Annotated in this window: 14 protein-coding genes; 9 read left to right on the forward strand and 5 right to left on the reverse strand. The window is 58.0% G+C overall.

Annotated features, from left to right (window positions below):
* The first annotated feature begins 4 nt into the window (after window positions 1–4).
* From TU81_RS13135 to TU81_RS13155, 5 genes are all read left to right on the forward strand, one after another.
* Window positions 5–502: a CS1 type fimbrial major subunit gene (locus TU81_RS13135; RefSeq protein WP_048395510.1), complete on the forward strand. Its 498-nt coding sequence runs from the start codon at window positions 5–7 to the stop codon at window positions 500–502.
* Between the two features lie 107 nt (window positions 503–609).
* Window positions 610–3,132 carry a CS1-pili formation C-terminal domain-containing protein gene (locus tag TU81_RS13140; protein WP_048395512.1) on the forward strand — a complete coding sequence of 841 codons (2,523 nt, stop codon included), beginning with the start codon at window positions 610–612 and terminating at the stop codon, window positions 3,130–3,132.
* Between the two features lie 35 nt (window positions 3,133–3,167).
* The gene (locus TU81_RS13145; protein WP_050682185.1) at window positions 3,168–4,439 is read left to right on the forward strand and encodes a hypothetical protein; all 1,272 of its coding nucleotides are present in this window, start codon (window positions 3,168–3,170) and stop codon (window positions 4,437–4,439) included.
* 59 nt (window positions 4,440–4,498) lie between these two features.
* Window positions 4,499–5,242, forward strand: a complete 744-nt coding sequence (locus TU81_RS13150; protein ID WP_048395917.1) for a pilus assembly protein — start codon at window positions 4,499–4,501, stop codon at window positions 5,240–5,242.
* A 63-nt stretch (window positions 5,243–5,305) separates the two neighbouring features.
* Window positions 5,306–5,800, forward strand: a complete 495-nt coding sequence (locus TU81_RS13155; RefSeq protein ID WP_048395514.1) for a CS1 type fimbrial major subunit — start codon at window positions 5,306–5,308, stop codon at window positions 5,798–5,800.
* Between the two features lie 39 nt (window positions 5,801–5,839).
* Here TU81_RS13155 and TU81_RS13160 read toward each other — a convergent pair whose 3' ends face one another.
* The 3 genes from TU81_RS13160 to TU81_RS13170 all read right to left on the reverse strand — a co-directional run bounded on the left by TU81_RS13160 (window position 5,840) and on the right by TU81_RS13170 (window position 14,510).
* On the reverse strand, window positions 5,840–10,501 hold the full coding sequence (locus tag TU81_RS13160) for a dermonecrotic toxin domain-containing protein (protein ID WP_048395516.1): 4,662 nt from the start codon (window positions 10,499–10,501) through the stop codon (window positions 5,840–5,842).
* Window positions 10,502–10,672: 171 nt separating this feature from the next.
* Window positions 10,673–13,786 (reverse strand): transglycosylase domain-containing protein, encoded by a 3,114-nt coding sequence (locus tag TU81_RS13165; RefSeq protein WP_038981807.1) that lies wholly within the window; start codon window positions 13,784–13,786, stop codon window positions 10,673–10,675.
* 265 nt (window positions 13,787–14,051) lie between these two features.
* Window positions 14,052–14,510 (reverse strand): REP-associated tyrosine transposase, encoded by a 459-nt coding sequence (locus TU81_RS13170; protein ID WP_048395518.1) that lies wholly within the window; start codon window positions 14,508–14,510, stop codon window positions 14,052–14,054.
* Window positions 14,511–15,160: 650 nt separating this feature from the next.
* On the opposite strand from TU81_RS13170, the gene TU81_RS13175 reads away from it, so the two are divergent.
* Window positions 15,161–16,582, forward strand: coding sequence for an amino acid permease (locus tag TU81_RS13175; protein WP_048395519.1), 1,422 nt, complete (start codon window positions 15,161–15,163; stop codon window positions 16,580–16,582).
* A gap of 170 nt (window positions 16,583–16,752) precedes the next feature.
* Here TU81_RS13175 and TU81_RS13180 read toward each other — a convergent pair whose 3' ends face one another.
* Window positions 16,753–17,877 (reverse strand): OpgC family protein, encoded by a 1,125-nt coding sequence (locus tag TU81_RS13180; RefSeq protein WP_038981813.1) that lies wholly within the window; start codon window positions 17,875–17,877, stop codon window positions 16,753–16,755.
* 243 nt (window positions 17,878–18,120) lie between these two features.
* On the opposite strand from TU81_RS13180, the gene TU81_RS13185 reads away from it, so the two are divergent.
* From TU81_RS13185 to TU81_RS13195, 3 genes are read left to right on the forward strand one after another with little or no spacing between them, the layout of a single operon-like run.
* Complete coding sequence (locus TU81_RS13185) at window positions 18,121–19,062, forward strand: glycosyltransferase family 2 protein (protein ID WP_038981816.1); 942 nt, start codon at window positions 18,121–18,123, stop codon at window positions 19,060–19,062.
* 1 nt (window position 19,063) lies between these two features.
* Complete coding sequence (locus TU81_RS13190; RefSeq protein WP_048395525.1) at window positions 19,064–20,572, forward strand: glucosyltransferase domain-containing protein; 1,509 nt, start codon at window positions 19,064–19,066, stop codon at window positions 20,570–20,572.
* 47 nt (window positions 20,573–20,619) lie between these two features.
* Window positions 20,620–22,173: a glycosyltransferase family 39 protein gene (locus tag TU81_RS13195; protein WP_048395527.1), complete on the forward strand. Its 1,554-nt coding sequence runs from the start codon at window positions 20,620–20,622 to the stop codon at window positions 22,171–22,173.
* Here TU81_RS13195 and TU81_RS13200 read toward each other — a convergent pair.
* On the reverse strand, window positions 22,151–23,770 hold the full coding sequence (locus TU81_RS13200) for an FMN-binding glutamate synthase family protein (protein ID WP_048395529.1): 1,620 nt from the start codon (window positions 23,768–23,770) through the stop codon (window positions 22,151–22,153). The two genes, TU81_RS13195 and TU81_RS13200, sit on opposite strands and share 23 nt — an antisense overlap.
* Window positions 23,771–23,896 lie beyond the last annotated feature (126 nt).

Genomic DNA, 23,896 nt, shown 5'->3' on the forward strand with positions numbered 1-23,896 from the left:
AAAGATGTTCAAGAAAATCGCGTTCGCTGCTCCTTTGGCTGTTTTGGCTCTGAGTTCTTCCGCCGTATTTGCCGCGGGTGAAGCCCGTCATTCCATCAACCTTGTCGCGCATGTACCGACCAACGGTTTCTACGTGGTTCCGGTCGATCCGGACCTGGTCAATAAGGATCAGAGAATGGACTACGCGCCAAGCAAGGGCACCATGGATGAGGTCAACGGTTTCTTTGATGTACGCAACAACAATGGCTCGGTGCACGCCAGCCTTGAAAGTGTGCCGAAGCTGATCTCAGGTGCCACCCAGATTGGCCTGCAAGTAGCGCTCAACAATGTAGTCCTCACGACGACTCCGCAAATGGTGGTTGGCGAAACCGAATCGAACGCCAACTACCGTGCCCCACTCAACATCAAGGCGCTTGGCACCACCTTTGCGCCAGGTGATTACACCGGTGCCGTCACTATGATGTTCGACGCTGTTCCTCCTGTTACTCCTGTTATTCCTTGAACTGTTCAAGAGTCATAAGCGCTGACTTGCTTAAGTGACGTGACCGGCCGGCAACGCTGAAAGTTGTCGGTCGGGATTTAACTTATTTGTAAATAGAGTATCCGTTCATGTTCCCGATGACGCCCATCGCGGCGGCGCTTGCGCTGCTGTTATGTAGCAGTGCATTTGCGGCGCCCACGTCTGTTGATAATACGCCGCGAAGTTTGCTGGCTCAGGCCAAGGGGCTGCCGGCAGAGTTCGAGGAGCATTTCTTCGATGTTCCATTGGCCGTTCGGATTGAACTCGATCAACAGCCCCTCGGTGAGGCGATGATTGTGTTGTCCCGTGATGATCGGGTGACGTTGCTCGATTTCACCGATACCAGCGAAAGCCACTATGGCGCGAGTGAACGCGATACCTGGGCCGATATTCTCAAGCCCGGCGTGACGCTGGGCACCTGCACCAGTCAATGCCCGGAGCAGATGCTGGCGGTTCACTACAACCTTGAAAATTCACTGCTGTCGGTCATCACCGAAAATGCCGAGCGCGACAGCGAAGCCAAGCGCTTCTACGATCAACCCGAGGGCGGCAGCAGCGGCCTGATGGTGCGTAACCAGCTCAATCTCAACGGCGGCCAGGACCAGGATCTGGGCGGTCGTTTTGGCCTGGAGGCCAGCGGCAGCCTGGGCAACTGGAGCCAGACGTTCAACATGCAACTGGCGCGTCTGGGCGGACCGGATGACAAGACCTATCACGCGGTGCATGAGCTCTATACCCAGCGTGAGCTGGAGGGCAGCTTTTTCCGGTTGGGTTATTTCACTCCCAACTCCGAAGGCCTGACCCGACAACCCCGTTCATTCGGCACCAGTCCCGATACCGCGGTCGGAGTGATGTACGGCAGTTCCGACAGCCTGGCGATCGACAGCCCGAAACCCAGCGTTTATCCGATTTATGTCACGGCGAACCGTCAGGGTTCCGTGGAAATTTTCCGCGACGGTCTGCTGATCAATACCCAGTCGGTTCCGGCGGGTTTGCAAACCCTCGACACCCGCCCGTTGCCCGGTGGCATTTACGAAGTGGAAGTGCGATTGATCGAAGATGGCCAGGCCACATCGACCACCCAGGAGTTGATTTACAAGCCGAACAATTGGCGCAACCACGATGAACGCTGGCGCTACAACCTGTTTGCCGGACAAGAAAGCAAATTGCTGAGTAATTGGGATGAGCAGAACAGCGGCGATGCGACGGTGGGGGCGTCATTCAATTACTTGCTGCACCCGCGAGTGATTCTCGGGCTGTCGACGCGCCAGGTGAGCGACAAGCTGCAGTACGGCAGCTCCATCGACTGGAGCCTGGCCAACAGCGTCAGCCTCTACGCCAACCTGTACCAGACCGAAGACCACGGCACCGGTGCCGATTTTCAAGGCTTGTACAACTATGGCGCCGGCAGCCTGGTGATCAGCCACAATCGCAGCTGGCTCGACACCACCAACACCTACGACACATTGCCCGACGGCACCCGCGTCCGTCAGCGCAATGTGTTCACCGGCCAGACCAGCAATTCTTCACTGGCGCTTAACCACCGGGTCAGTCGCAAAAGCTCGCTCAATGCCCGGGTGTCCCACAGCGACGGCAACGTAGAGGGCGTCGGCGTGGATCTGGGGTGGACCCAACGCACCGTTCTGTTCGGCAGCGATGCCAACTGGCGGCTCTCGCTGTTCGATCGTCCCGGCAGCTACAGCAGTGGTGACGCGCGCAATCGCGGGGTCGACCTGAGCATCAACATGGCGCTGGGCAGTCCGGGGCAGCAGATTTCCGGCAGCATCGGCAGCCGCACCGCCCGTGATGGCAGCCGTGACAATAACGCCTCCCTGGGTTTCCGAAAGGACCTGCAAGACCATGTGCTACAGAGCGTATCGGTGACTGCGCTCACCGATACCTACGGTGTCGGTTTGTCGAGTCTGGCGAACTTTCGCACCGATGCCATCAATGGTGACGGGTTCATTCAGCGTTCATCCTTCAACAACAATTTCACCGGCGGCGTGAACCTCGACAGCACGCTTGTCGTTGGAGCGCAGCGCATGGCGTTGACCAGTCAACATCAAGGACGCGGCGCCGGGATGATTGTCGATGTCGAGTCCGACATCGACGGCATCGCGCTGCGTGCCGACGACCTCAGCGGCGGCAGCGCGGCCTTGAGGCCCGGACGCAATTTCATCCCGCTCACCGCTTACAAGAACAGCTCGGTGAGCTTCGACTTCGAAGGCAATGACGTCCCGGCAGCGAGCATCGAACCGGCGCGCACGCGCTATCACCTGAACAAGGGCGGCGTGGAGTACCGCAAGGTCCGGGTGATGAAAACCCTGACCGTGCTCGGACGCTTGCTCGACCCGCAAGGACAGCCGCTCAAAGGCCATCACGTCATCAACCACGCCAGCCGTGGAGTCAGCGAAGTCGATGGCTTTTTCTCAATGGAAATGAATGCCGGCTCGCCCACCCTGCAAGTGCGTCACGCCGACCAGTTGCTGTGCCAGTTCCGCCTCGATGTCGACAAGCACCGCAGCGAAAACAACGTGCTGATGATCGGTGATCTGCGGTGTTCGCCAGACACGTTGGCGGATGCCACTGCCAACCGGCGCACCGCAGGTTGAACGGTGCGGATTCCGATGTTCAAGAGAGTGTGATCATGAATCTAACGACTACATGTTTGCGGCCGATGCTACGGCATGGTCGCTGGCTGGGGATGCTGGCCGTCGTAGCGGCGTCTTCCGCACAGGCGGTGAATCAGGAGATACGGGCGCTGTTCACTCCGGATTCTGCCAACCCGCAACGCAATCTGTTCGTTAATAAAACACCGGTCAGTGGCTATTGTGCCGACTATCCCAGTGAATGCCGGGACAACGAGACCTTCAGCATTCGCCTGCCCATGAGTTTCGAGTCGGCGAGCCCCATGCAACCTAATGCGTCGCCGCGCAATAGTGCGATGTTCAGCATTCCGACCCTGTGGCGTCCGTTAACGGTGACGAACAGGGAAACGGGTGAAACGGAAACTGTCGAGGTGCGTATTGCCGGCTTCGGTTCCCGGTACATCCTCAGTGATACCGCGGTCAATCTGACAGGTGCCGCGACGGCCATTGAAGGGCACCGCGCCTTGTGGGGCGGTCCGGGGGGAGGCTGGGTAAACGCGGCTCCTCCGTGTGCCTACAGTGGTGTCGGAATGTATTCGGACAATTACTACCGATTCTTCTGGAAGACCCCTGTCCAAGGGACTTGCGTCAAGACTGCCAGTTTTCCGATACCGGCCATGACTTATGACTACCTGGACTTCTCCTATGAACTTAAAACCCCCAATCCGCTGACGATGTCATCCGGGCTCTATACGGGAGACGTGAGTTATCGCATTGGTCCCGGTGGTGATTTCGATATGGGCGATGTGATGCTGCCGAGCGACCCCGACCTGACCCTGAATTTTGTGTTGGATGTTCAGCACACCCTTAAAGTCGACATCCCTCCCGGAGGCGAGAAAGTCCAACTGGTCCCGGCGGGCGGCTGGCAAAGCTGGTTGCACGCGGGGCGCAAACCCGTGCGTTTGTTTCGGGACCAGACATTCAATATCTCCGCATCGTCGCGCTTCAAGATGCTGCTGGAGTGTGAAATCAATGCTTTCCCCTATGACTGCGTGATTCTTGATCCGGTGTCGAGACGCTCGGTCGAATTGCAAGTCAGCGTCAGTCTGCCAAACGGTTTGTCCGATCTTTCGGGGCAACCGGTCAAGCGCCGGCGACTCAGGGCTGGACCGGCCAATGCGCAGCAATTTCAACCTGGTTTTTATGTAGATCGAGCGCCGGGAATTCTGCACTTCGAGATCCCGCAACATCAGATGGAATTCATGCTGCAACCCGGTGTGGCGTCGACCTATCGCGGCAATGTCACCGTGATCTGGGATTCGGAAGTCTGATGGCCCACGTATCGATGGCGCGTGTCCGATTTGTGTTCTATGTGATGAGGTTCAAGAGTATGAAACGTTTGTGGGTACTGCTGGGTTTGAGCGGTTTTTCCCTGGCGGTTTGCGCCGGACCGCAAATCAACGTCGGAACGGTGTACGACTATCTGGACAGCGACAAGAGCACTTACCTCAAGCGCGTGTTCAACAGCGGCGACAGCACGGCGTTCGTCAAGGTCAACATTCTGGAAATCGTCTACGACGCCGATGGCAGTCATCGTGAAATACCGCTCAAGACGCAAGCGGACGGCAGCGGTCGGGATGGCTTGATGGCCAGCCCTGCACGACTGATCGTCCCGGCCAAGGGCATGCAGGGCACGCGCCTGTTGCACATGGGCGAGCGTGATACCGAGCGTTACTTCCGTGTGCGCTTCGTGCCGGTGGTGCCGGAGAAGGAAGACGAATTCGCCGTGTCGAGTGAAGAGCGCGATGCCTACAAAGAGAACCTGTCGGCGGGGGTCAACGTGATGACAGGTTTCGGTACGGTATTTTTTGTCCGGCCGAAAAACAGTCGCTTCGACAGTGTGATCGATGACAGTGCCGGTGTTTATCGACTGCGCAATAACGGCAATACCGTGGTGCTGATCGATGAGTTTCGCAACTGCTCACTGAAAATCGAAACCGAGTGTGAGCCGACCACCAAGCACCACATTCTGGCGGGCAAAACCTTTGAATTCGAGAAAAAGCCCGGTCGCGAATACCGCTTCAACCTGGTGGAAGGCACATCGAAAAAGGCGCTGCGCATCGCCAGCCAGTAATACCGGCAGGGGCGAGTCGCCTTGGCGGGCTCGCGGTATTTTTTGACGCAACAGGTAACTGACATGATCAAGCAATCGACCATCGCCGTGTGGATGAGCGTGTTGGCGCTGATGAGTGCCCAGGCTTTTGCGGCCCGGGAAGAGCACACGTTCGAGGTGTCGGTGGATATTCCGACGCTGGGGTTTTACGTCATTCCGGCCGAGTCGAACTGGATACACCTCGAACAGACGTTACCGTGGAACATCCACACCAAGACGCTGGAGGGGCTGCGCAAGAATTTCGACGTCAAGCACGACACCAGTGCGATCGAAGCACGGTTGGAAGCAGAACCCTATCTGTCCAACGGGCGTGACGACCAGAATATTTATTTGAGCGTCAGCTTCAATGGCAAGGAGTTGAGCCATGACCCACGACCGCGGGAAGTGCTGACCACCGCGCAAGCTGTCGCCGGTGGCCGCTTTCCCTTGGAGATCGTGCCGAAAGTGCCTGTCGGCGGATACAAGCCGGGCGATTACTACGGCAATGTGCAGCTGATATTCATCGCCGCAGCGCCTTGATGTGCGGCAGCCTGACGCGCCAGGCTGCCTTGGGTTGCCTTATGGCTTCAATTGGCCTGCTTTGCGCAGTGCGTCGCGGGTCAAGCGTCTCAACAGTTGTTTTTCCGCATCGCCCAGGTCGACGAGCAGGCGGTCGAAGGTGCTGTCGGTGATGGGGTCAACGTCAAAAACCACTGACTCGGCAACGGGCAGATCGTTGATCAGCTCCAGGAGTTTGTTTCGCAGCCCGGCTTTCTCAAGGCCAGTCGACTTGAGCCACTTAAGCTGGGTGGCTGGCAGTGTCTCCAGCTTCTCGTATTTGCTTTGGAAGAGTTGTTTGTTCGTCTCTATCTGGATTGGCCAGGTTTCACGCAAGTAACGCTCCCAGAAGTCCTGTTCAAGCATCGTGTTGATCAGACCATCGCCTTCGCCCAGGGCTAGCACCGTGTCGTACGCCTCATCAATCATGGTGTCGGTTACGCCTGCAACCGTTCGGTACAACATGCGTTCCGATTGCCACGGCAGGTTCAACCGCGAAGCGAGCCCCGTCTGGTACGCCAGGTAGATTTCGACCTCATCAGGGTTGCCTCCACGACTGGCGACGTCGGCCCGGGCAATTTCGTTGACGTGATCCAATCGTGCGGCGCCTTTGGCCAGGGTCACCAGTTTGCGCTGAAGTTCTGTACGGTCGATGGTGTACGAATAGGCCTCGGAGGCGAGCACGCGAATGCCCATGCTGTTGAACAACTGCGCACCGGCATCGGCACAATCGACGGGAGCGATAGCCATGGTGTAGAGCTGCTCGCGCAGCTGAGTGTCGATGTACACGGCATCAACCATGCGCGCGATACGCTGTAACAATTGGTGGCGAATCGGACCCGCAGTGGCAAAGTCCGCCGAGCTTTCCTGTTTGAGCACGATTTCGACAAACGCATGGGACCGGGGGTCGTCGGTCAGTTCCCTGAAAGTGCCGATCCTTTCTATCCCAAGCCCGGGCACGTCGATCCAATCATCCGCAGTGCCCTCAAATACCGTCGGGTTAGAAATCACCAGTGGTTCGGGAGGCAATCCCACTGAGCGACGAATCTCCTGGTATTGCAGTTGGTTGATCTCCGACAAATCACCAACGTTGAGTCGGGTGCGGGCGATCACCCAGGCTTCTGGCCTGCCGGGCACCACCTCGGGAATAACGCTGAGGGGATTGTCCCGCATGTCCAGGAGAAAACCCCTTGGGCGGGTTTTGGCCAGGGTACCGTCGGGCCAGGTGGTCAGGCCGGTGTTTTTCAAGGCTACGACCTTGAGTCTCGGCATGCGGCCAATGTCCGGCAACAGCGTCAGTGGGTTGTCATCGAGCCTGAGTATTTCCAGGTAGGTCAGTTGCTTGAGTCGCAGGACTGCGTTGGCATCGAACACAATCTGGTTATCACTCAACTGCAAGCGTTCCATCCTGTGCATGTCCCCGATGTTCTCGGGTAGCCGCTTGAGTTCGCACCCTCGCGCACTGAGTTCGCGAAGGTTCGGGAAGGCTTTCAACAAGCCATTGCGTTCGCTGGAAAAGAAAGTGTTGTCGAGTTTCAGCACGTTGACTTTGTCGAGGAACTTTCTCAGCTCGGGAGGACGCTTTGACCACCAGGTCTCCAGATCCAGTGGCAGCATTTCTCTGGACAGGTCCAGGGCATAGTTGTCCGGGTCGATACGACTGCCGAGTCCGGTTTTTTTGCGCTCGAAACAATCGATAAGGCGCTCGACGATATGCCGTCCGCCGCCGTCACGAAACGCGTTACTGCCAGGCCCCCACGTTTCCGGTTGCTGGTATTCCCAGCGGTTGAGGATGACGCGCAGTTCATCGAGTTCATCTTCCCGCTGCTCAATGGCTCTTAGTGCGTCGCCTCTTGCGATCAGGGCGTCGGCAAACGTGTCGACCTCGTCGTCGCTGAAGTCCGAGTGCAGGTCCTGAATGCGCTCTTGCAGAGTTTCGCCGGCTCTGCTGGCGAAGGCGCCTCGCACCAGCAACAGTGTCTCGTGCTCGGCCACGGCCCGAATCGGTGGCGTGGCCAGAACCGCCCGGCGCTCGCTCGCTGGCTCGGTTTTGGCGATGATCCACTGCTTGAAGAATCCGGCATCGCCCGGTCGATATCCCAACGCTCTCTGCCCGTTCCTGCCCATGGCCTGGAGCAGGGCTGGAAGAAAATCATCGGCCGCATGGATCTGCTTACTCTCGGCGTCACGCACTTCATATTTTCCGGATTCGTCGCGAACCATGACCCGCACTTGTGCTGCATCTTCCGGCCCGGCGCTGCATCGCAGCTCGCCATCGAGTGCGCCTTGGCGGATTTCGATGCGCAGGTTGCCGAAGGTATCGGTTTGCATCCGCAAGGTGCCCAGAACCAGGTGTTCGGTATGACGACTGACCAACGCGTCGTCATACAGGCCGTGGGCGGCGCGGACCGCCTGGGTCTCGAACTGAAGTTCCCGAGCCTGGCTTTTCAGGCGCAATGACAGGCGCTTGTGCCGGGCAATCTGCTGGCGCTCTGACTGGGTGGCGCCGTTGAAGATTTTTTCCGCGACGGTTTCTGGCAGCTCGGGAAATTCGCTGAAAAGTGCGGCCATTTCGGGGGACAACGCGGCAGGTGGACTCACCGGTGCCCCCAGGCGTTGCAGGGTGTCGGTCAGCAAGGGCGGCGGCGGGGCGTGCTCGATGTGCATCCTGCGCAGGGCGGCTTCTTCGGTGCTGCTGATCTGACGGATCTGTTCCAGTTGTGTGTCGCTGAAGTTGTCGGTGGTATGTCCGATACGACGCATCAGCGTCGAGCCTTCCCACTCGCGCGGGTTTTCCGTTTCACTGACCCAGGCGCCTTGGTCGTTGTGCCGCAAGGTCGGTGCATACGCGTCGGGGCGTTGTGGATGCATGATTCGGTGTTGCCCGGTGGCCGGGTCTTTTTGCACTTCGAAGAGTTTATTGTCGAGTCGCAGAAGTTGCTGGCCTTGGTGCTGGTAAACACCTGTTCCATCGGGCTTGGCGTCTATTGGCAATGACCAGCCGGATTTTTCATAAGGGGTAAGGTCAGGATTCCATAACCGTGTCTGACCCTCGGCCGTTTGCACCGGTTTGAGTCCTTCGAAGAATGGCGAGAGTTTCGCCCGCGCGACATTACCGATTGCGCCTCCCGCCGCGAATGCGCCCAACTGGACGATGCTTTCCAGCACGCTGATGGTCTGTTCTGCAGCCTCGGCAAAATGACCTTCGGCCAGATCGACGATACCCTCGACCACTTCATCGGTCAGTTGATAGGCGGTGTAGGCCAGCATCAGCGTGCCCAGGCCAGGGACAAGCGGCGTCGCCACCAGCAGCGCGACGTTGAGAATGTCTGAAAGCATTTTTTCCAGATTATCCCACCAGGCCCAGCGGGCCATACGATCGGCGTACTCGGTGGAAATCGCGATTTCCCGCGCATCGTTGAGAATCTTGTTGAGCTTCTGTCGGTAGTAGTAGCCCCAAAGATCATTCTTGAAAACAGTCTCTCTGTCGGTCTTGACGCTCGATAGGCTGAACTTCAAGTCGGGGTTGGTCACGGGGGTTTCACGCCAACTGGGCAAGTTGGAGCCTGGTGGGGCCGGATGCCATTTGATTTTGCTCAGGCGGTCATTCAGCCCGGCAAAAAAATGTCCGCGTTGCTGATGAGGCACGAACTGGCTGAAGTACTCTTGATAACTTTTGGTGGCGGTGCCATCGCGTAACTGACGTGTCAGTTCCGCCATGAATTCGAGCGACGACGGGTATCGCTTGAGCGGATGCTCCGGGTCATGGGGAACATACGCCATGACCGGGACGGGGCCCGTGGCGGCGGATACATCGGGGGCGATCAGCACAATGCCAACCAGGCGCGTGTCCATCATTGTCAGGTTGTAATAGCCGACGGGCTGACCGTTCCATTTCAACTGTGAACGATCGTCGAGCATGCCTTGCACTACGTCATAGGCCTCCTGGTCGATGTCCTTTTTCATCAGAGCGATTTGGGCCGCAACATTCAGCGCACTTTTCTGACTGCGAATGACGATGTAACGCAGGTAATTGCTCGCCACTCTGTTGGTCGACAGCAAAAACTCCTTCAGATGCTGTTGGTATTTGGCACCGATGTTCAGTTCGCGGCACAGTGATTTGAACTGATCGATGCTCAGTTTGTGTTTGAGGCGTTTGACCCCGAAGTGCCCACGCGCGTCGGGGCGGGTGATGAACTCGGAGTCTTGGTGAAACGACTCGTTGTGCGAAAAGTTATGCAGGGCGGCGTCCAGCAGCGAGATGGTTCGGCTGGTGGTACCGCCTGAAAAGTCATGAACCCACCAGGATGTTTTCACCGGTGCATACAATCGTAGCCAGGTCTCCTCGACATCGTCATCGACGCCGAAGCGGTCCTTCAGCGCCTGTTGCAGGATGGGCCGGGCAAAAGCGTAGACATCCTGTAGCTCGCTGAGTGCGCGATCTACATCGTTTTGCGCAGTCCAGCTGAGCTTGATGCCATTTTTCAGACGTTGCTGCAGCGCCTGTGTGGCGTCCCGCAGCGGGTCTGGGATGAACACTCTGTCGGCCTTCAGCTCATTGACACGATCGATGGAAGTACCTGCCAGCCAGGAAGGAATGGCCTTTTTGATCAAATCAAAATGAACACTTTTATCGGCCAGGTCATTGGCGAGCTGGTCTGGAATTTTATACGGGTTGAGCATTGCCTGATCGTCCGTTGATCAATAGTGGAGCGATCAGACTAGGTACGTGTGCTGCCCAAAAAAAGCTCAAAGATTAGTTTGAAACAACGCCGTTTTTGAACCGAACCTCCCGAAATCAAAGAATGAAAAATACAGGGTTACCGCCAACCCGCCCCCGCTTGTTGATAGTGGCTAGCGGATTGCCGTTGTCACTGTTGGCTGACACATCGTATGGGTGCCGGGTTGCAGATAAGGTGAAAGAATCGGCGCCATGCCCTTGAGCACTTGCGTAGGTAACGCCGAAGTGAATTTGAAACTCTCGGCCGTGCGCCCGGGGACATAGGCGGTGAGGGTGCCAAAATGCCGGTCGCCAATGTAGAACACGAAAGTCGCGGTACGGTTGATCGATTTCGAGCTGAGAATCCGCCCGCCGGAACCGATGGCCTCAATGCGGTTGTCGCCGGTACCGGTTTTGCCGCCCATGGCCAAGGGGCTACCGTCAGCCAGTTTGAAACTGCCCGCCACGCGTTTGGCCGTGCCGGCATCCACCACTTGTGACAAAGCCTCGCGCATGGCCGTTGCCACTTCGGAAGGCATCACTCGTTTGCCGACGACCGGGTCATTGATCAGGCGGGTTTCATAGGGCGTATCGGCCGCAAAGTGCAGGCTGTCGATACGCAGCGTCGGCATGCGCACACCGTCATTGAGGATAGTGCCGATCAGCTCTGCCAATGCCGCCGGGCGGTCTCCGGAGCTACCGATGGCGGTGGCCAGCGAGGGCACCAGATGATCGAACGGATAGCCGACTTTCTGCCAGCGCTGGTGAATGTCGAGAAACGCCTCGATCTCCAGCATGGTACGGATTCGGCTGTCGCGGGCGCCCTTGTGCCGACTCTTGAACAGCCAGCTATAGACTTCCTGACGCTCGAACTGGCTGGCTTTGACGATCTGGCTGAACTTGGCGTCGGGGTTGTTCAGCAAGTAGCCGATCAACCACAGGTCCAGCGGGTGGACCTTGGCGATGAAGCCCTGGTCTGGCAGGTCATAACTGCCAGGGCCATAACTCAGGTAGAGACGTTCAAGGCGTTCATCAGTCAGTTTTTCATTGAGCTTGGCGCCTTTGAGGTGCGAGCGTACGAAGGTGTTGAAGCTTTCCTGGTCAGCCTGGGGAAATAGATAACGATGCACGGCGGCCATGCGAATCGGCGTCGGGCGCATGCTGTCGAGAAAGGTCTCGAGCCGCGCCTTGGTGTCCTTGTTGCGGTATTTCTTCCAGAACTTCAGCAGGAACGAGGTGCCTTCTTTGTCGGCGAATGAGGCCAGGTATTCCTGACGCCGAGGGTCGCGATCGTCCTTGAGCAATTCGGCGCTGTTGTTGGGACCGGAATAGGTGGTGTAGCGCACAAGGTCACGCATCAGCCGAATGAACGGCAGGTTGATCGACTCACGAATGGCATCGCGCAGGGTCGGCAGGCGGCCGTTGTCTTCCTTGCGAAAGTTATTGAAGGTATGCAGCCCGCCACCCGTGAAAAAGGCCTCGCCAGGGCTGGCGGAGTATTTGCGATCCAGCGCGGCATTCAGCATGTTCGGCAGGTTGCGGTCTTTGTTCTGAATCAGGTAATCGACGGCCCAGCGGCTCAGACGGTCCTGGTCCGGGACCTCGACTTTTTTCAATTCAGGGACGGTCATCGCTGCGTACTTATCGTGCAGCTCGGCGATGATTTGCAGGTAGGTGGTGAGCACGCGCATTTTTGCCGTGGAGCCCAGTTCCAGCTTGCTGCCTTCATTGATGTCGAACGGCTGATCGGTGCTGTCGGTCTGCACCCGTACCCGCGAGCCGTCCGGTGTCAGTTCGAACAGGGTGAAGCTGTAGCGCACCTGCGCGGTGCTGGTGGGTGTGAGCAGACGTTCGCCAATCAGGCCGATTTCCGCTGCATAAGTGGGGTCTGCCAAATGCTTGAGGTACGCAGTGGCCTGGGTTTGCAACTCGCCCTGCAGCGTACTGGTGGCTGACAGGTCGAGGCGGTCGAGGTCATACAGCGGACGGTTGAGCAACCCGCCCAGACGGCTGCGCGCCACACTGATGCCCTTGTTGGTTTCGATTGGCTGAATGGTGGGCTGGGTGGCCCAGTCGCGGTAAGTCACTTTACTGGCCAATGCTGCTGTCGCGAGTGGCGCATCAATCACGCCATTCTGAGCCAGCAGGCGAATATGGCTGTCGGTGAGGCTGGCCAATTCATCACGGCCCTTGGTCAAGTAATGGGAAGGGCGACGCTGAGCGATCATCAGTGACAGCATTTCACGCAGGGCCAAGCCTTTTTCTGACAGGCTTTTCGGATCGGTGTTGGTGCTGGCCAGCCGTTCGTTGGCCTGGTTGAAATCGGCGCCGTACCAGACGCGCAAACCTTCGGCCATGCCATGCACTTCACCGTGGCCCGGTACGGCCGACAGCGGAACACTGTTGAGATAGTCGCGAATCACATTTTGCCGGGCCTGGAGGGTTTCCGGGCCCGCCTGATAAGCCCGCACGCTGGCGGAAATCATTTGCCGGATCTTTTCCGCGCCCGACATCGTCAAGCCATCGGGCGAGTGTCGATATTTCTCCAGCTGCGTCGCCAGCGTACTGCCGCCCGCCGACTGGCCGGGCAGGCGCAACAACTTGGCCACCTGGGACCACGCCGCCATGCCGAACCGAGGCCAGTCCACGGCAGGGTTGGCCAAAGGTTGACGGGGATCGAGCAAAAAGCGGTTTTCGATGAACAGCAAGCTGCTGACCACTACCGGAGGGATCGCCGCAAAGCTTGAATAGAGTTGTTGTGGATATTTGTACTGGTACAGCGGGGCCGCGCGGCAATCGGTGATCGACAGCCCGGCCTGGATTTTCTCTGCATAGGGCACGAAAAAGCCCTTGTCGCTGTACTTCATCAGCGCCGGGGAAAAGCGGGTTTGTGCCGACACCACGTAGTTGCGCTTGAGCAGGCGCGGCAGCAATTCATCCAGGGCGCTGTAACCCAACCGCTGATCGAACGGGCCTGCGCCGGGGTAGCGAATTGCATCGCTGGGGCCAGGTTGCAGCTCGTACTTCAGTGAGGCTGCATATTTGCTGATTTCCCGGGCCTGAAACTTGGAGGTGCGCATTTCCTTGGCCGCGGCGAGGCCCAGGACAATCAGGATAATCAGCAGCAACAACCAGAACGCCCCCCAGCCGTGCCGGGAACGACGGGGTTTCTCAGGTAAAGGCGCTTCATCCACTCGTTCAGTCGGAACCACAGTTTCACTCGAATCGGTTTGCCACAAAGCGCCCATAGTCGACTGATCCATTCACGCAGATTGATCGGACTTCTTTGAAGCTTAGACGGTGGTTGGCGTTGGTGAAAAAATTGTGAAGTAGTAAGTGATGCATGGATGTGGCGAGGGGGCTTGCCCCCGTTGGACTGCGCAGCAGTCCCAAAAACCTAGGCATACCGCGTGCAATGGATTTGCGACTGCTGCGCAGCCGAACGGGGGCAAGCCCCCTCGCCACAACAGCCTCCTTGCCACAGGAATGCCATAACAGATGTGCTGTTCAGCGTTATAGCCAGCAGGCATCCCACAGTGGGTAATCGCCAATTTTTTGCACCAACCCTGCGCGTAACGGATTGGCAACAATGTAACGAGCGAACGGCAGGAGCTCTTCGCCATCACGGATTGCTCTGTCGTGGTAGCCGGTTTGCCATAGTGGACCACGCCGACCGGTCATTTTGTTCACTGCCTGGGTGCAGCGTGACTTGGTAGAGCCGACAACACTGCCCAGATTGTTGTCCCGCAGCTGCATTAGCCAATGGAAATGATCGGGCATCACAACCCAGGCGATTGAATCCACTAAACTCGCGTCGTGAACTCGGCGCAGTTCTGCGACCAGCAGACGTCCTAATTGCCAGTCAGAAAATATGGGTTGGCGTTCGTGAGTAACTGCGGTGATGAGGTAAGCGCGGCCGTTTTCGGAGGCTCTGCCAAAGCGCAGACGATGAGAGTTTGGTTGGGTAGGCAATCCATTGCTTCCTTGCGTAAGTAGTCAACTTGACGCTTCTCAGGCTAGTTCCCGACTTCCTGGATCGGGTCCGTAATTATTGAGTGAATATTCTGATTCTTGCGAAGGATTCACTGCGCTGAGGAGGCAGTTATGCCCAGTTGTGGCGAGGGGGCTTGCCCCCGTTGGACTGCGCAGCAGTCCCAAAAAACCTAGGTACACCGCGTGTAACGGATTTGCGACTGCTGCGCAGCCGAACGGGGGCAAGCCCCCTCGCCACAACAGCTCCCCCTCACCACAGGGCGGATGTTGTCTGTAATAGCTGAACTAGACGCATCAAAGAGGTAAATGCTGCCAAGGTAGGGGCATGGCGATGCACCATTGCTGTGCAATACTAGGCGCCGTTTCAGTGGCGAATAATCCTACATAAGTCAGGTAATGCCACTCCGAAAACCGCGCTTTTGCCGAGAGTTCTGGCTGAATGTTGTGGTTTATAGAGTGAAAAACCCTGCTGGAAGCTTTTTATACTGCATGCCCGCTGATCTTGCAGGTTTTGGTCCTGCAAGACGTGTCTGCCCATGAAGCAGGCCCGGTTTCGCAGAAGCGCTGGCTTATCGGTCGGTGCTTCGACACTCGGTGGTCACATCCAATAACAAGACGAGGTTGTACCTATGCCAGTCGGCAATCACCTGCCTCACGGCGAGACCGCTCAGGGCGGCCCGCTTAAACGCGAACTCGGCGAACGGCATATTCGCTTGATGGCGCTCGGTGCCTGTATCGGCGTCGGCCTGTTCCTGGGTTCGGCCAAGGCCATTGAAATGGCCGGCCCGGCCATCATGCTCTCCTACATCATTGGCGGCTTGGCGATCCTGGTGATCATGCGCGCCCTCGGCGAGATGGCCGTGCATAACCCGGTCGCCGGTTCGTTCAGCCGTTATGCACAAGACTATCTCGGTCCATTGGCAGGCTTTCTGACCGGCTGGAACTACTGGTTCTTGTGGCTGGTGACTTGCGTCGCGGAAATCACCGCGGTGGCGGTGTACATGGGCGTCTGGTTCCCCGACGTGCCGCGCTGGATCTGGGCACTGGCGGCGTTGATCAGCATGGGCTCGATCAACTTGATCGCGGTGAAAGCCTTCGGTGAGTTCGAATTCTGGTTCGCCTTGATCAAGATCGTCACCATCATTGCGATGGTGGTCGGTGGCATCGGCATCATCGCTTTCGGTTTCGGCAATGACGGCGTGGCGTTGGGGATTTCCAATCTCTGGGCCCACGGCGGTTTCATGCCCAACGGCGTGCAAGGCGTGTTGATGTCCCTGCAAATGGTGATGTTCGCCTACCTCGGCGTCGAGATGATCGGCCTGACCGCCGGTGAAGCCAAGAACCCGCAGAAGACCATCCCCAATGCGATCGGCTCGGTGTTCTGGCGGATTCTGCTGTTCTACGTCGGCGCCTTGTTCGTGATCCTGTCGATCTACCCGTGGAACGAAATCGGCACTCAGGGCAGCCCGTTCGTGATGACCTTCGAGCGTCTGGGCATCAAGACCGCTGCCGGCATCATCAACTTCGTGGTGATCACCGCTGCGCTGTCGTCTTGCAACGGGGGGATCTTCAGCACCGGGCGCATGCTCTACAGCCTGGCGCAGAACGGCCAGGCCCCGGCCGGTTTCGCCAAGACCTCGAACAACGGCGTGCCGCGTCGTGCGCTGCTGCTGTCGATCGGTGCCTTGCTGCTGGGCGTGTTGCTTAACTATCTGGTGCCGGAGAAAGTCTTCGTCTGGGTCACCGCGATTGCCACCTTCGGCGCGATCTGGACCTGGGTGATGATCCTGCTGGCCCAGCTCAAGTTCCGCAAAGGCCTGAGCGCCAGCGAACGTGCCTGCCTCAAATACCGCATGTGGCTGTACCCGGTCAGTTCTTACCTGGCACTGGCCTTTTTGGTGCTGGTGGTCGGCCTGATGGCGTACTTCCCGGACACTCGCGTGGCGCTGTACGTCGGGCCTGCTTTCCTGGTGCTGCTGACGGTGTTGTTCTACGTGTTCAAGCTGCAACCGACTAATGTGTCGCAAGGTGTGGTGCGTTCGGCGTCGTAAGTCGTCACGCTAGAAATGCACAAGCCCCGGTCTGAACGATCGGGATTTGTGCATTTGGAAGATCAAAAGATCGCAGCCTGCGGCAGCTCCTACGGGATTTGTGTACATCCGCGATATTGCGGGTGTACTCGGTCGGCGTAGGAGCTGCCGCAGGCTGCGATCTTTTGACGTTAAATGGCTGTGACGGATATCGGTCGGTTCAACCGCTTGTTGAAATCCAGCCAGGCCCCCAGCAATGCCATCAACCCGACCCCCAACAGTGCGCTGAATATCTGCATCGCCAGTACGTTCCCGCCCAAGGCATTGAGCATGTCTGCCAATGGCGCCAGCAACACGCCAAAGCAGAACACCTCCAACGAATAACGACCCATGCGACAGCTTTGTTGCACCAGCCAGTGCTGCGTCCAGCCCGTGTCCGGCAACAACCTGGCGGTGACGTAGGCGAGGGCGAGGAAGTGCAGCAGGCGCGCCGGCGAGAGGTTGGTCTTGCTGATTGGATAGAGCCATTCGCCGAGCCGTTGGGGCATGAAGGTGTCATGCACGGTTGGCCATTTCCATGACACTGCGATCAACCCGGTCAGCAGCAAATAGGTCAGCGCTGCGATAAAAACCGGCTGCCGAGTCAGTGGTCGAGGTTGCTGCACCCGAGGCCGTTGCCCGTGAATCGCCGCCGCGCCACCGAGAATAAACAACAGCTGCCAGGCCAGCGGATTGAAAAACCACACGCCACCGTCGGTGCCCGCCAGGTTCCACTGAAAGCATGGTGCCAGCAGGTACAAAACCACCGACAACCCCACCACGTATTCAGCCTTGCGCAGCAGCATCGGCAGCACCAGCGGCAGGCCGAGCAGCAACAAAATATACAGCGGCAGCGGGTCCATCAGGTTCGGCTTGAAGCGCAGCAATAACTCATCCATCAACGCCTGCTGCGGATTGCTGAGGAAATACTGCAAGCCCATTTCCTGCACCAGATCGCGGGTTTCCACGTGGCTATTGGCGAAAAACACGATGCCCATCAACAGCGCCAGCAAAAAGATGTGCACCACATAAAGCACCCAGGCGCGTCGCAGGATTTTCACCGTGGCGACCATGAAACCATCGCGTCGGGCGATCTTGCCGTAGGCCAGCACGGCCGCGTACCCGGCCAGGAACACGAAAATCTCCGCCGCATCGCTGAAGCCGATGTTACGCACCGTGAACTGCGCCAGCGGGTTTTGCGGCACGTGATCCCAGAAGATGAAGATCAGGGCCAGACCGCGAAAAAAGTCGATTCGGTGATCGCGTTCAAACGTCATGACGGCGGGCTCTTGAACGGGGTTGTTGGGTAGGAGCGGGCAAGCCTCGCTCCTACAGCGGCGCGCAGGGTGGCGTGATTCGCAGGTAATTGCAAAAGGCTGGATATTACCGAATGTCTCAGCTACCTATAGCGAACGAATTGAGCCCATGTCCGTCGGTCTGCCGGGCAGTTCGCGCACCAGAACGACCCCTGATGGGCGTCTGTCGAGCATCTACACTTCGTTTTCTCAGGAGTGTGAAATGTGAAAGTTTCGCTGATTGTCCCGGTATTCAATGAAGAGCAGGCGATCACTCTGTTCTATCAGGCAGTGCGCCGCGAATTGAAACTTGACTCGTGTGAAGTCGAGATCGTGTTCATCAACGATGGCAGCACCGATCGGACAGCTGAGCAAGCCAAGGCGCTGGCACAGGTCGATGAACAGGTATTGCTGATCAACTTCTCGCGTAACTTCGGCAAGGAGCCGGCGTTGTTTGCCGGGCTGGAATACGCCACCGGCGATGCGGTGATCCCCATGGACGTGGACCTGCAAGATCCGATCAGCGTCATCCCGCGGTTGATTGCCGAGTGGCAAAAGGGCGCTGACGTGGTGCTCGCCAAACGCCGAAATCGCGACAGTGACAGTTATCTGAAACGCCACAGCGCATCGCTCTTCTATCATTTGCTGAACAGGATTTCTTACACTCGGATCGAAGAAAACGTCGGGGATTTCCGCCTTATGGACCGCAAGGTGGTCAATGTGATTCGTGCGCTTCCCGAGCATCAGTTGTTCATGAAGGGCGTTCTGTCCTGGGCCGGGTTCACCACGGCGGTGGTGGAATACGAGCGGGCCGGGCGAGTGGCGGGAAGCAGCAAGTTCAATGGCTGGAAGCTATGGAACCTGGCGCTGGAAGGCATTACTTCGTTCAGCACGGTGCCGTTGCGGTTGTGGACTTACATCGGTGGCGGCATTTCGATTTTCGCGGTGCTGTACGCGGTGTACATGGTGCTGGACAAGATTTTCTTCGGTAACAGTGTCCCCGGTTACCCCTCGCTGATGACGGCCATTCTGTTTCTCGGCGGCGTCCAATTGATTGGCATCGGCATCCTCGGTGAGTACGTTGGCCGCATCTACATCGAAGCCAAGCACCGGCCCCGTTATGTGGTCAAAGACGTCATTGGCGGCAAAGACCGGATCGGGCTTTAGCATGGGCAGACTGGGCGACTTTTTCAGCAAAGAACTCGGGCGTCGTCGGGTCTGGCTGTTTTTCCTGGTCGCGACCCTGATTTATGTCATTCCGCTGATCCTCGCGGACTATCCCTACATCGATGACAACTGGCGCTCGCTGTCGGCCGGTACTGCCTGGGCGGGGCAGGGGCGGTTGTTCACCGAGCTGTTCTACAACCTTCTGACCTTTAGTGATGCAGCGCCAAACATCTTTCCGTTGCCGCTGTTGATCGCCACGCTGGCCATGGCCTTTGCGTTGACCAGCCTGACGTTCCATTACTACCCGCAGGCAACGATGCCCTGCTGCCTGGTGCTGTTACCGCTCTGGTACAACCCGTTCTTCCTGCAGAACCTGTCTTATCAATATGACGGGGCGACCATTGCCTTGAGCCTGGTGGCGGTGATTTTCGCGATCACGTTTCGTCATTCCTCGCGCATTCTGCAATGGCTGGTGCCGGCTTTCCTGATTGCGCTGGCGCTGGGGCTCTATCAGGTGAGCCTGAATGTGTTTCTGGGCTTGTGTTGCCTGGAACTGCTCAGGGGCGCGAATGACAAGTGGGCCTGGCGGCAATGGTACGAATTGATTGGCTGGAAAATCGCGCAGGCAGGGCTCGGCGGGTTGATCTACAGCGTCACGGCTTATCCGTACATGAATCAGAATCGCGCTCTGTTGTTGAACTGGGCGGCGGCGCCCTGGCTGCAACTTGAAATCAACATCGGCCGCGTGCTGGAAAAAGTCGTGCTGCTGTTTCACGGTGGATTCACCTGGGTGTTCGCCGCACTGCTGCTGTGTGCCCTTGTGGGCAGCGCACGGCTGGCCCGCAACGTGATGGAACGCCATGACACCGGGCTGAGAAAAATCGTGATGGGCCTGGTGTGTCTGCTGGCAGTGCCGGTCGTGACCTTGTTGGTGTCAGGGACCGCGCTGTTTTTTCGCGACTTCAATGAAGGTGCCAGAACCTTGATGGGTTTTGCGGTCCTGTTGGTGCTGTTGTTCTATTTGAGCCATCTGGCATTGGCGTCCATTCATGAGCGGTTGCCAATGCTGTTGGCGGTGCCTCTGTTGGCCATGCTTTCACTGTCCTTCGCCTATGGCCGCGTGCTGACGATGCAGAACACCTTTGCGTCCAGCGCGTTGTTTTCCCTGGGGCACGACATTGCGTCCAATAGGCAACTGCGCGAGGCCAAGCGCATTTACATGGCGGTGAGTGACTCCGATCACTGGCTGGTGGCGGCCTCGGGCTCGTTCAAGCAGATGCCGGTCTTGCGTTATCTGCTGAACATCGACTTTTTCATGCTGGCTGAAAACCTGCCCAAGGCGGGCATCACCAATGTGGTCGCGGAGAGGGAGCGGCGCAACGCGACCCTCGTCGGTTACCAAGGTTATCCACCGCTGGTGGAGAGCCAGTTCTACCGCCTCTATCTGCTGGGCGATTACGGTTTTATCGTCATGAAAGAACCGACCCCGATCACCACGCTGCAGTGGTGAGCCTGGTGATTACCTCTTCGATCCCTCACGAAAGTTTTCCATCCCGGATGGCCGACAGGGCAGGTCTAGTGGCGGTGATCGTCCTCGCGTTGTTCGCAAGGTTTCACTCCATCACTGTGCCGGTCATCTGGTACGACGAGGCCTACAGCCTGCTGCTGGCTGAGGGCTCGCCGTCATACATCTGGGCTACGACAGCGCGGGATGTGCATCCACCGCTTTACTATGTCTTGCTGCATTTCTGGATGGTGTTGTTCGGCAATGGTGTCTTGGCGACGCGATCCCTGAGTGCTCTGGCCGATGTCGGCACGCTGTTGCTGTGCATTAAATTGATGAGCCTGGTGACAACGCGAAAGGCGACCTGGATCGCCGCATTGTTGTTGGCATTGCTACCGATATCGGTGCGTTACAGCCAGGAAGTGCGAATGTACACCTTGCTCGGCTTTTGGCTGATGGGCGCGACCGTGGCGCTGGTGTGCTGGATCAAGGCACCGGATCAAAAACGTTATCCGGTTTTTTACGTACTGTTGATGACGGCTGCTTTCTACACGCATTACTTCGCCGCGCTGTGCGTTTTGGTGCATTGGCTTTGTGGGTGGCGAGTGCGAGATGGCAGTCGGTCCACGGCAATACCGATTCGTGCGTGGGTCTTGGCCAACAGCGCGATCGTTGTGCTGTACCTGCCGTGGGTACCTCACTTCATCGATCAATTGCTGCGAATGGACGGGCTTGAGTGGATACCGCCGCTCACCTGGCAGACAGCGCCGACCTTCGTTTGGCAACTGGTGATGATGGAGGGCGCGGTCAGTCATTCATCCTTATGGCGTGTGTTGCCCTCGGTGTTGATCGTTGTTTGCGCCGCTGCGGTGTTGCTCAAGGCACGCAGTGAGCGACCTTTCAGCATCTTGTTGGTGGGCTATTTCTTTGTGCCGGTGCTGACCATTTTCTTGGTGTCGTTGATCGTGCCGGTTTTCAATGCCCGATACCTGGTGTTTGCTGCCGCCGCGTTGCCCCTTATCGTTGCACTTGCGCTGGACGCATGGAGCCAACGCCATGCTGTTCTTGCCGCTGTCGCCATGGCTTTGGTTTTATTGGCAGAAGTACACGGGCTTTCGGCGGTCTACGCGCAAACGGATGAGATGAACGGGACAAGCATTCGCAAAGACGCAAGGCTGGATGCCGTGGTCGCGGGTCTCGGTCGCGCAGTCCGTCCGGGTGACGAGATCGTCGTAGATAACCTGTATTGGTACTTGCCGTTCATGTACTACAACTCGACAGGTATTCAGCCGAGGTTATACGTGGTCAAAACACCGACAGGCGCCCTTTGGGGAACCGGCGAATACGGTGGTTGGGCACTCATTCCCCGTCCTCTGCACTCGATACTGTTCAACGATTTTTCGGCCCTGAAACTGAATGGCAGGCGGATCTGGTGGGTAACGGGCCAAGCGCGTCCTGAACATGACGCCTTGTTTCCCAAACACTGGAAACAGGCGTTGACGCTAAAGGCGGGGGACAGTGAGGCCCGCTTGTTCGTTCTTGATGTAACGCCAGCCTTCCTTGAGGCTGGCGCGCAAACACGGCCTATGCAGCCGCCGCTTCATTAGGCTCAAAACTATCCGCCCGCGCCATCTGCCACATCCGCGAATAAAACTCGCCATTCACTTCGCCGGTCAGCAATTCCCCCGGTTTCAGGAACACATGCAACTGCGAGAACAGTTTGATCTCGGTCGCCGACATGCGTCGCACCAGATGCTTGGCCGACAGCTGTGAAGGATGATCGAGGCCCGCGGCGGCAAGCATTTCGGCCAGGGCTTTGAGCGTATTGCGGTGGAAGTTGAACACCCGTTGGGCCTTGTCCGGAACCACCAGGGCGCGTTGGCGCAGGGTGTCCTGGGTGGCGACGCCGGTCGGGCATTTGTTGGTGTGGCAGCTTTGCGACTGGATGCAGCCGATGGCGAACATGAAGCCGCGCGCCGAGTTGGCCCAGTCGGCGCCGATGGCCAGGACGCTGGCGATGTCGAAGGCGCTGACGATCTTGCCGCTGGCGCCGAGTTTGATTTTGTCCCGCAGGTTCAGGCCCACCAGCGTGTTGTGCACGAACAGTAGACCTTCGCGCATCGGCACGCCGATGTGGTCGGTGAACTCCACAGGCGCGGCGCCGGTACCGCCTTCCTTGCCGTCGACGATGATGAAGTCCGGGAGGATGCCGGTTTCCAGCATGGCCTTGGCGATACCCATGAATTCCCACGGGTGGCCCAGGCAAAACTTGAAGCCCACCGGTTTGCCGCCGGACAGTTCACGCAGTTGCGCAATGAAGTGCATCAGTTCGATCGGCGTGGAAAACGCGCTGTGGCGCGACGGCGAGATGCAGTCTTCGCCCATCAGGATGCCGCGGGTTTCGGCGATTTCCTTGGTGACTTTGTGCTTGGGCAGGATGCCGCCATGACCGGGCTTGGCGCCTTGGCTCATCTTGATTTCGATCATCCGCACCTGGGGCGTCTGCGCTTGTGCCGCGAAGCGTTCCGGGTCGAAGCGGCCATCGGCGGTGCGGCAGCCGAAGTAGCCGCTGCCGAGTTCCCAAGTCAGGTCGCCGCCGTTTTCCCGGTGATAGGCGCTGATGCTGCCTTCGCCCGTGTCATGGGCGAAGTTGCCGAGTTTGGCACCCTGGTTCAATGCGCGAATGGCGTTGGCGCTGAGGGAGCCGAAGCTCATGGCCGAGATGTTGAATACCGACGCCGAGTACGGCTGGGAGCACTGCGGGCCACCGACCATTACCCGGAAACTGCTCGGGTCGCTCAATGGCGCCGGACGCATGGAATGGCCAATGAATTCGAAGCCCGACTGATAGACGTCGATCAGTGTGCCGAAGGGTTTGTCGGCACTTTCATTCTTGGCTCGTGAATAGACCAGCGAACGCTGAGCCCGGGAGAAGGGCAGGGCGTCGCTGTCGGACTCGAGCAGGTACTGGCGGATTTCCGGTCGAATACCCTCCACCAGATAGCGGATGTTGCCCAGGATCGGATAATTACGGCGCACCGCGTGTGGGCTTTGCAGCAGATCGAACAGCCCTACCAGGCTGAGGATGCCGGTGACGGCGGTGATCGGCCAGAGCCAGTCGTGCTCCAGAAAGGGCAGGCTGGCGAGGGTGAATATCACACAGACGGCAAAGAAGGCGTAGCGGCTCAGGAGGGACAGGCTCATACGGTTTCCTTGGGTTCGGACTCGGTTGTTTGCAGCCTGGGTACACTCATCCCTGTAGGAGCAGAGCTTGCTCGCGAAAGCGGTGTGTCAGCCACCATCAATGTTGAATATGATGACCTCTTCGCG

Origin of the sequence: Pseudomonas lini (assembly GCF_001042905.1) — a bacterium.
GTDB lineage: Bacteria > Pseudomonadota > Gammaproteobacteria > Pseudomonadales > Pseudomonadaceae > Aquipseudomonas > Aquipseudomonas lini.

What these genes read in the sequence shown, in the direction of transcription:
- TU81_RS13135 (WP_048395510.1), top strand. Translation starts at nt 5, where the DNA reads ATGTTCAAGAAAATCGCGTTCGCTGCTCCTTTGGCTGTTTTGGCTCTG.
- TU81_RS13140 (WP_048395512.1), top strand. Translation starts at nt 610, where the DNA reads ATGTTCCCGATGACGCCCATCGCGGCGGCGCTTGCGCTGCTGTTATGT.
- TU81_RS13145 (WP_050682185.1), top strand. Translation starts at nt 3,168, where the DNA reads ATGAATCTAACGACTACATGTTTGCGGCCGATGCTACGGCATGGTCGC.
- TU81_RS13150 (WP_048395917.1), top strand. Translation starts at nt 4,499, where the DNA reads ATGAAACGTTTGTGGGTACTGCTGGGTTTGAGCGGTTTTTCCCTGGCG.
- TU81_RS13155 (WP_048395514.1), top strand. Translation starts at nt 5,306, where the DNA reads ATGATCAAGCAATCGACCATCGCCGTGTGGATGAGCGTGTTGGCGCTG.
- TU81_RS13160 (WP_048395516.1), bottom strand. Translation starts at nt 10,501, where the DNA reads ATGCTCAACCCGTATAAAATTCCAGACCAGCTCGCCAATGACCTGGCC.
- TU81_RS13165 (WP_038981807.1), bottom strand. Translation starts at nt 13,786, where the DNA reads ATGGGCGCTTTGTGGCAAACCGATTCGAGTGAAACTGTGGTTCCGACT.
- TU81_RS13175 (WP_048395519.1), top strand. Translation starts at nt 15,161, where the DNA reads ATGCCAGTCGGCAATCACCTGCCTCACGGCGAGACCGCTCAGGGCGGC.
- TU81_RS13180 (WP_038981813.1), bottom strand. Translation starts at nt 17,877, where the DNA reads ATGACGTTTGAACGCGATCACCGAATCGACTTTTTTCGCGGTCTGGCC.
- TU81_RS13190 (WP_048395525.1), top strand. Translation starts at nt 19,064, where the DNA reads ATGGGCAGACTGGGCGACTTTTTCAGCAAAGAACTCGGGCGTCGTCGG.
- TU81_RS13195 (WP_048395527.1), top strand. Translation starts at nt 20,620, where the DNA reads ATGGCCGACAGGGCAGGTCTAGTGGCGGTGATCGTCCTCGCGTTGTTC.
- TU81_RS13200 (WP_048395529.1), bottom strand. Translation starts at nt 23,770, where the DNA reads ATGAGCCTGTCCCTCCTGAGCCGCTACGCCTTCTTTGCCGTCTGTGTG.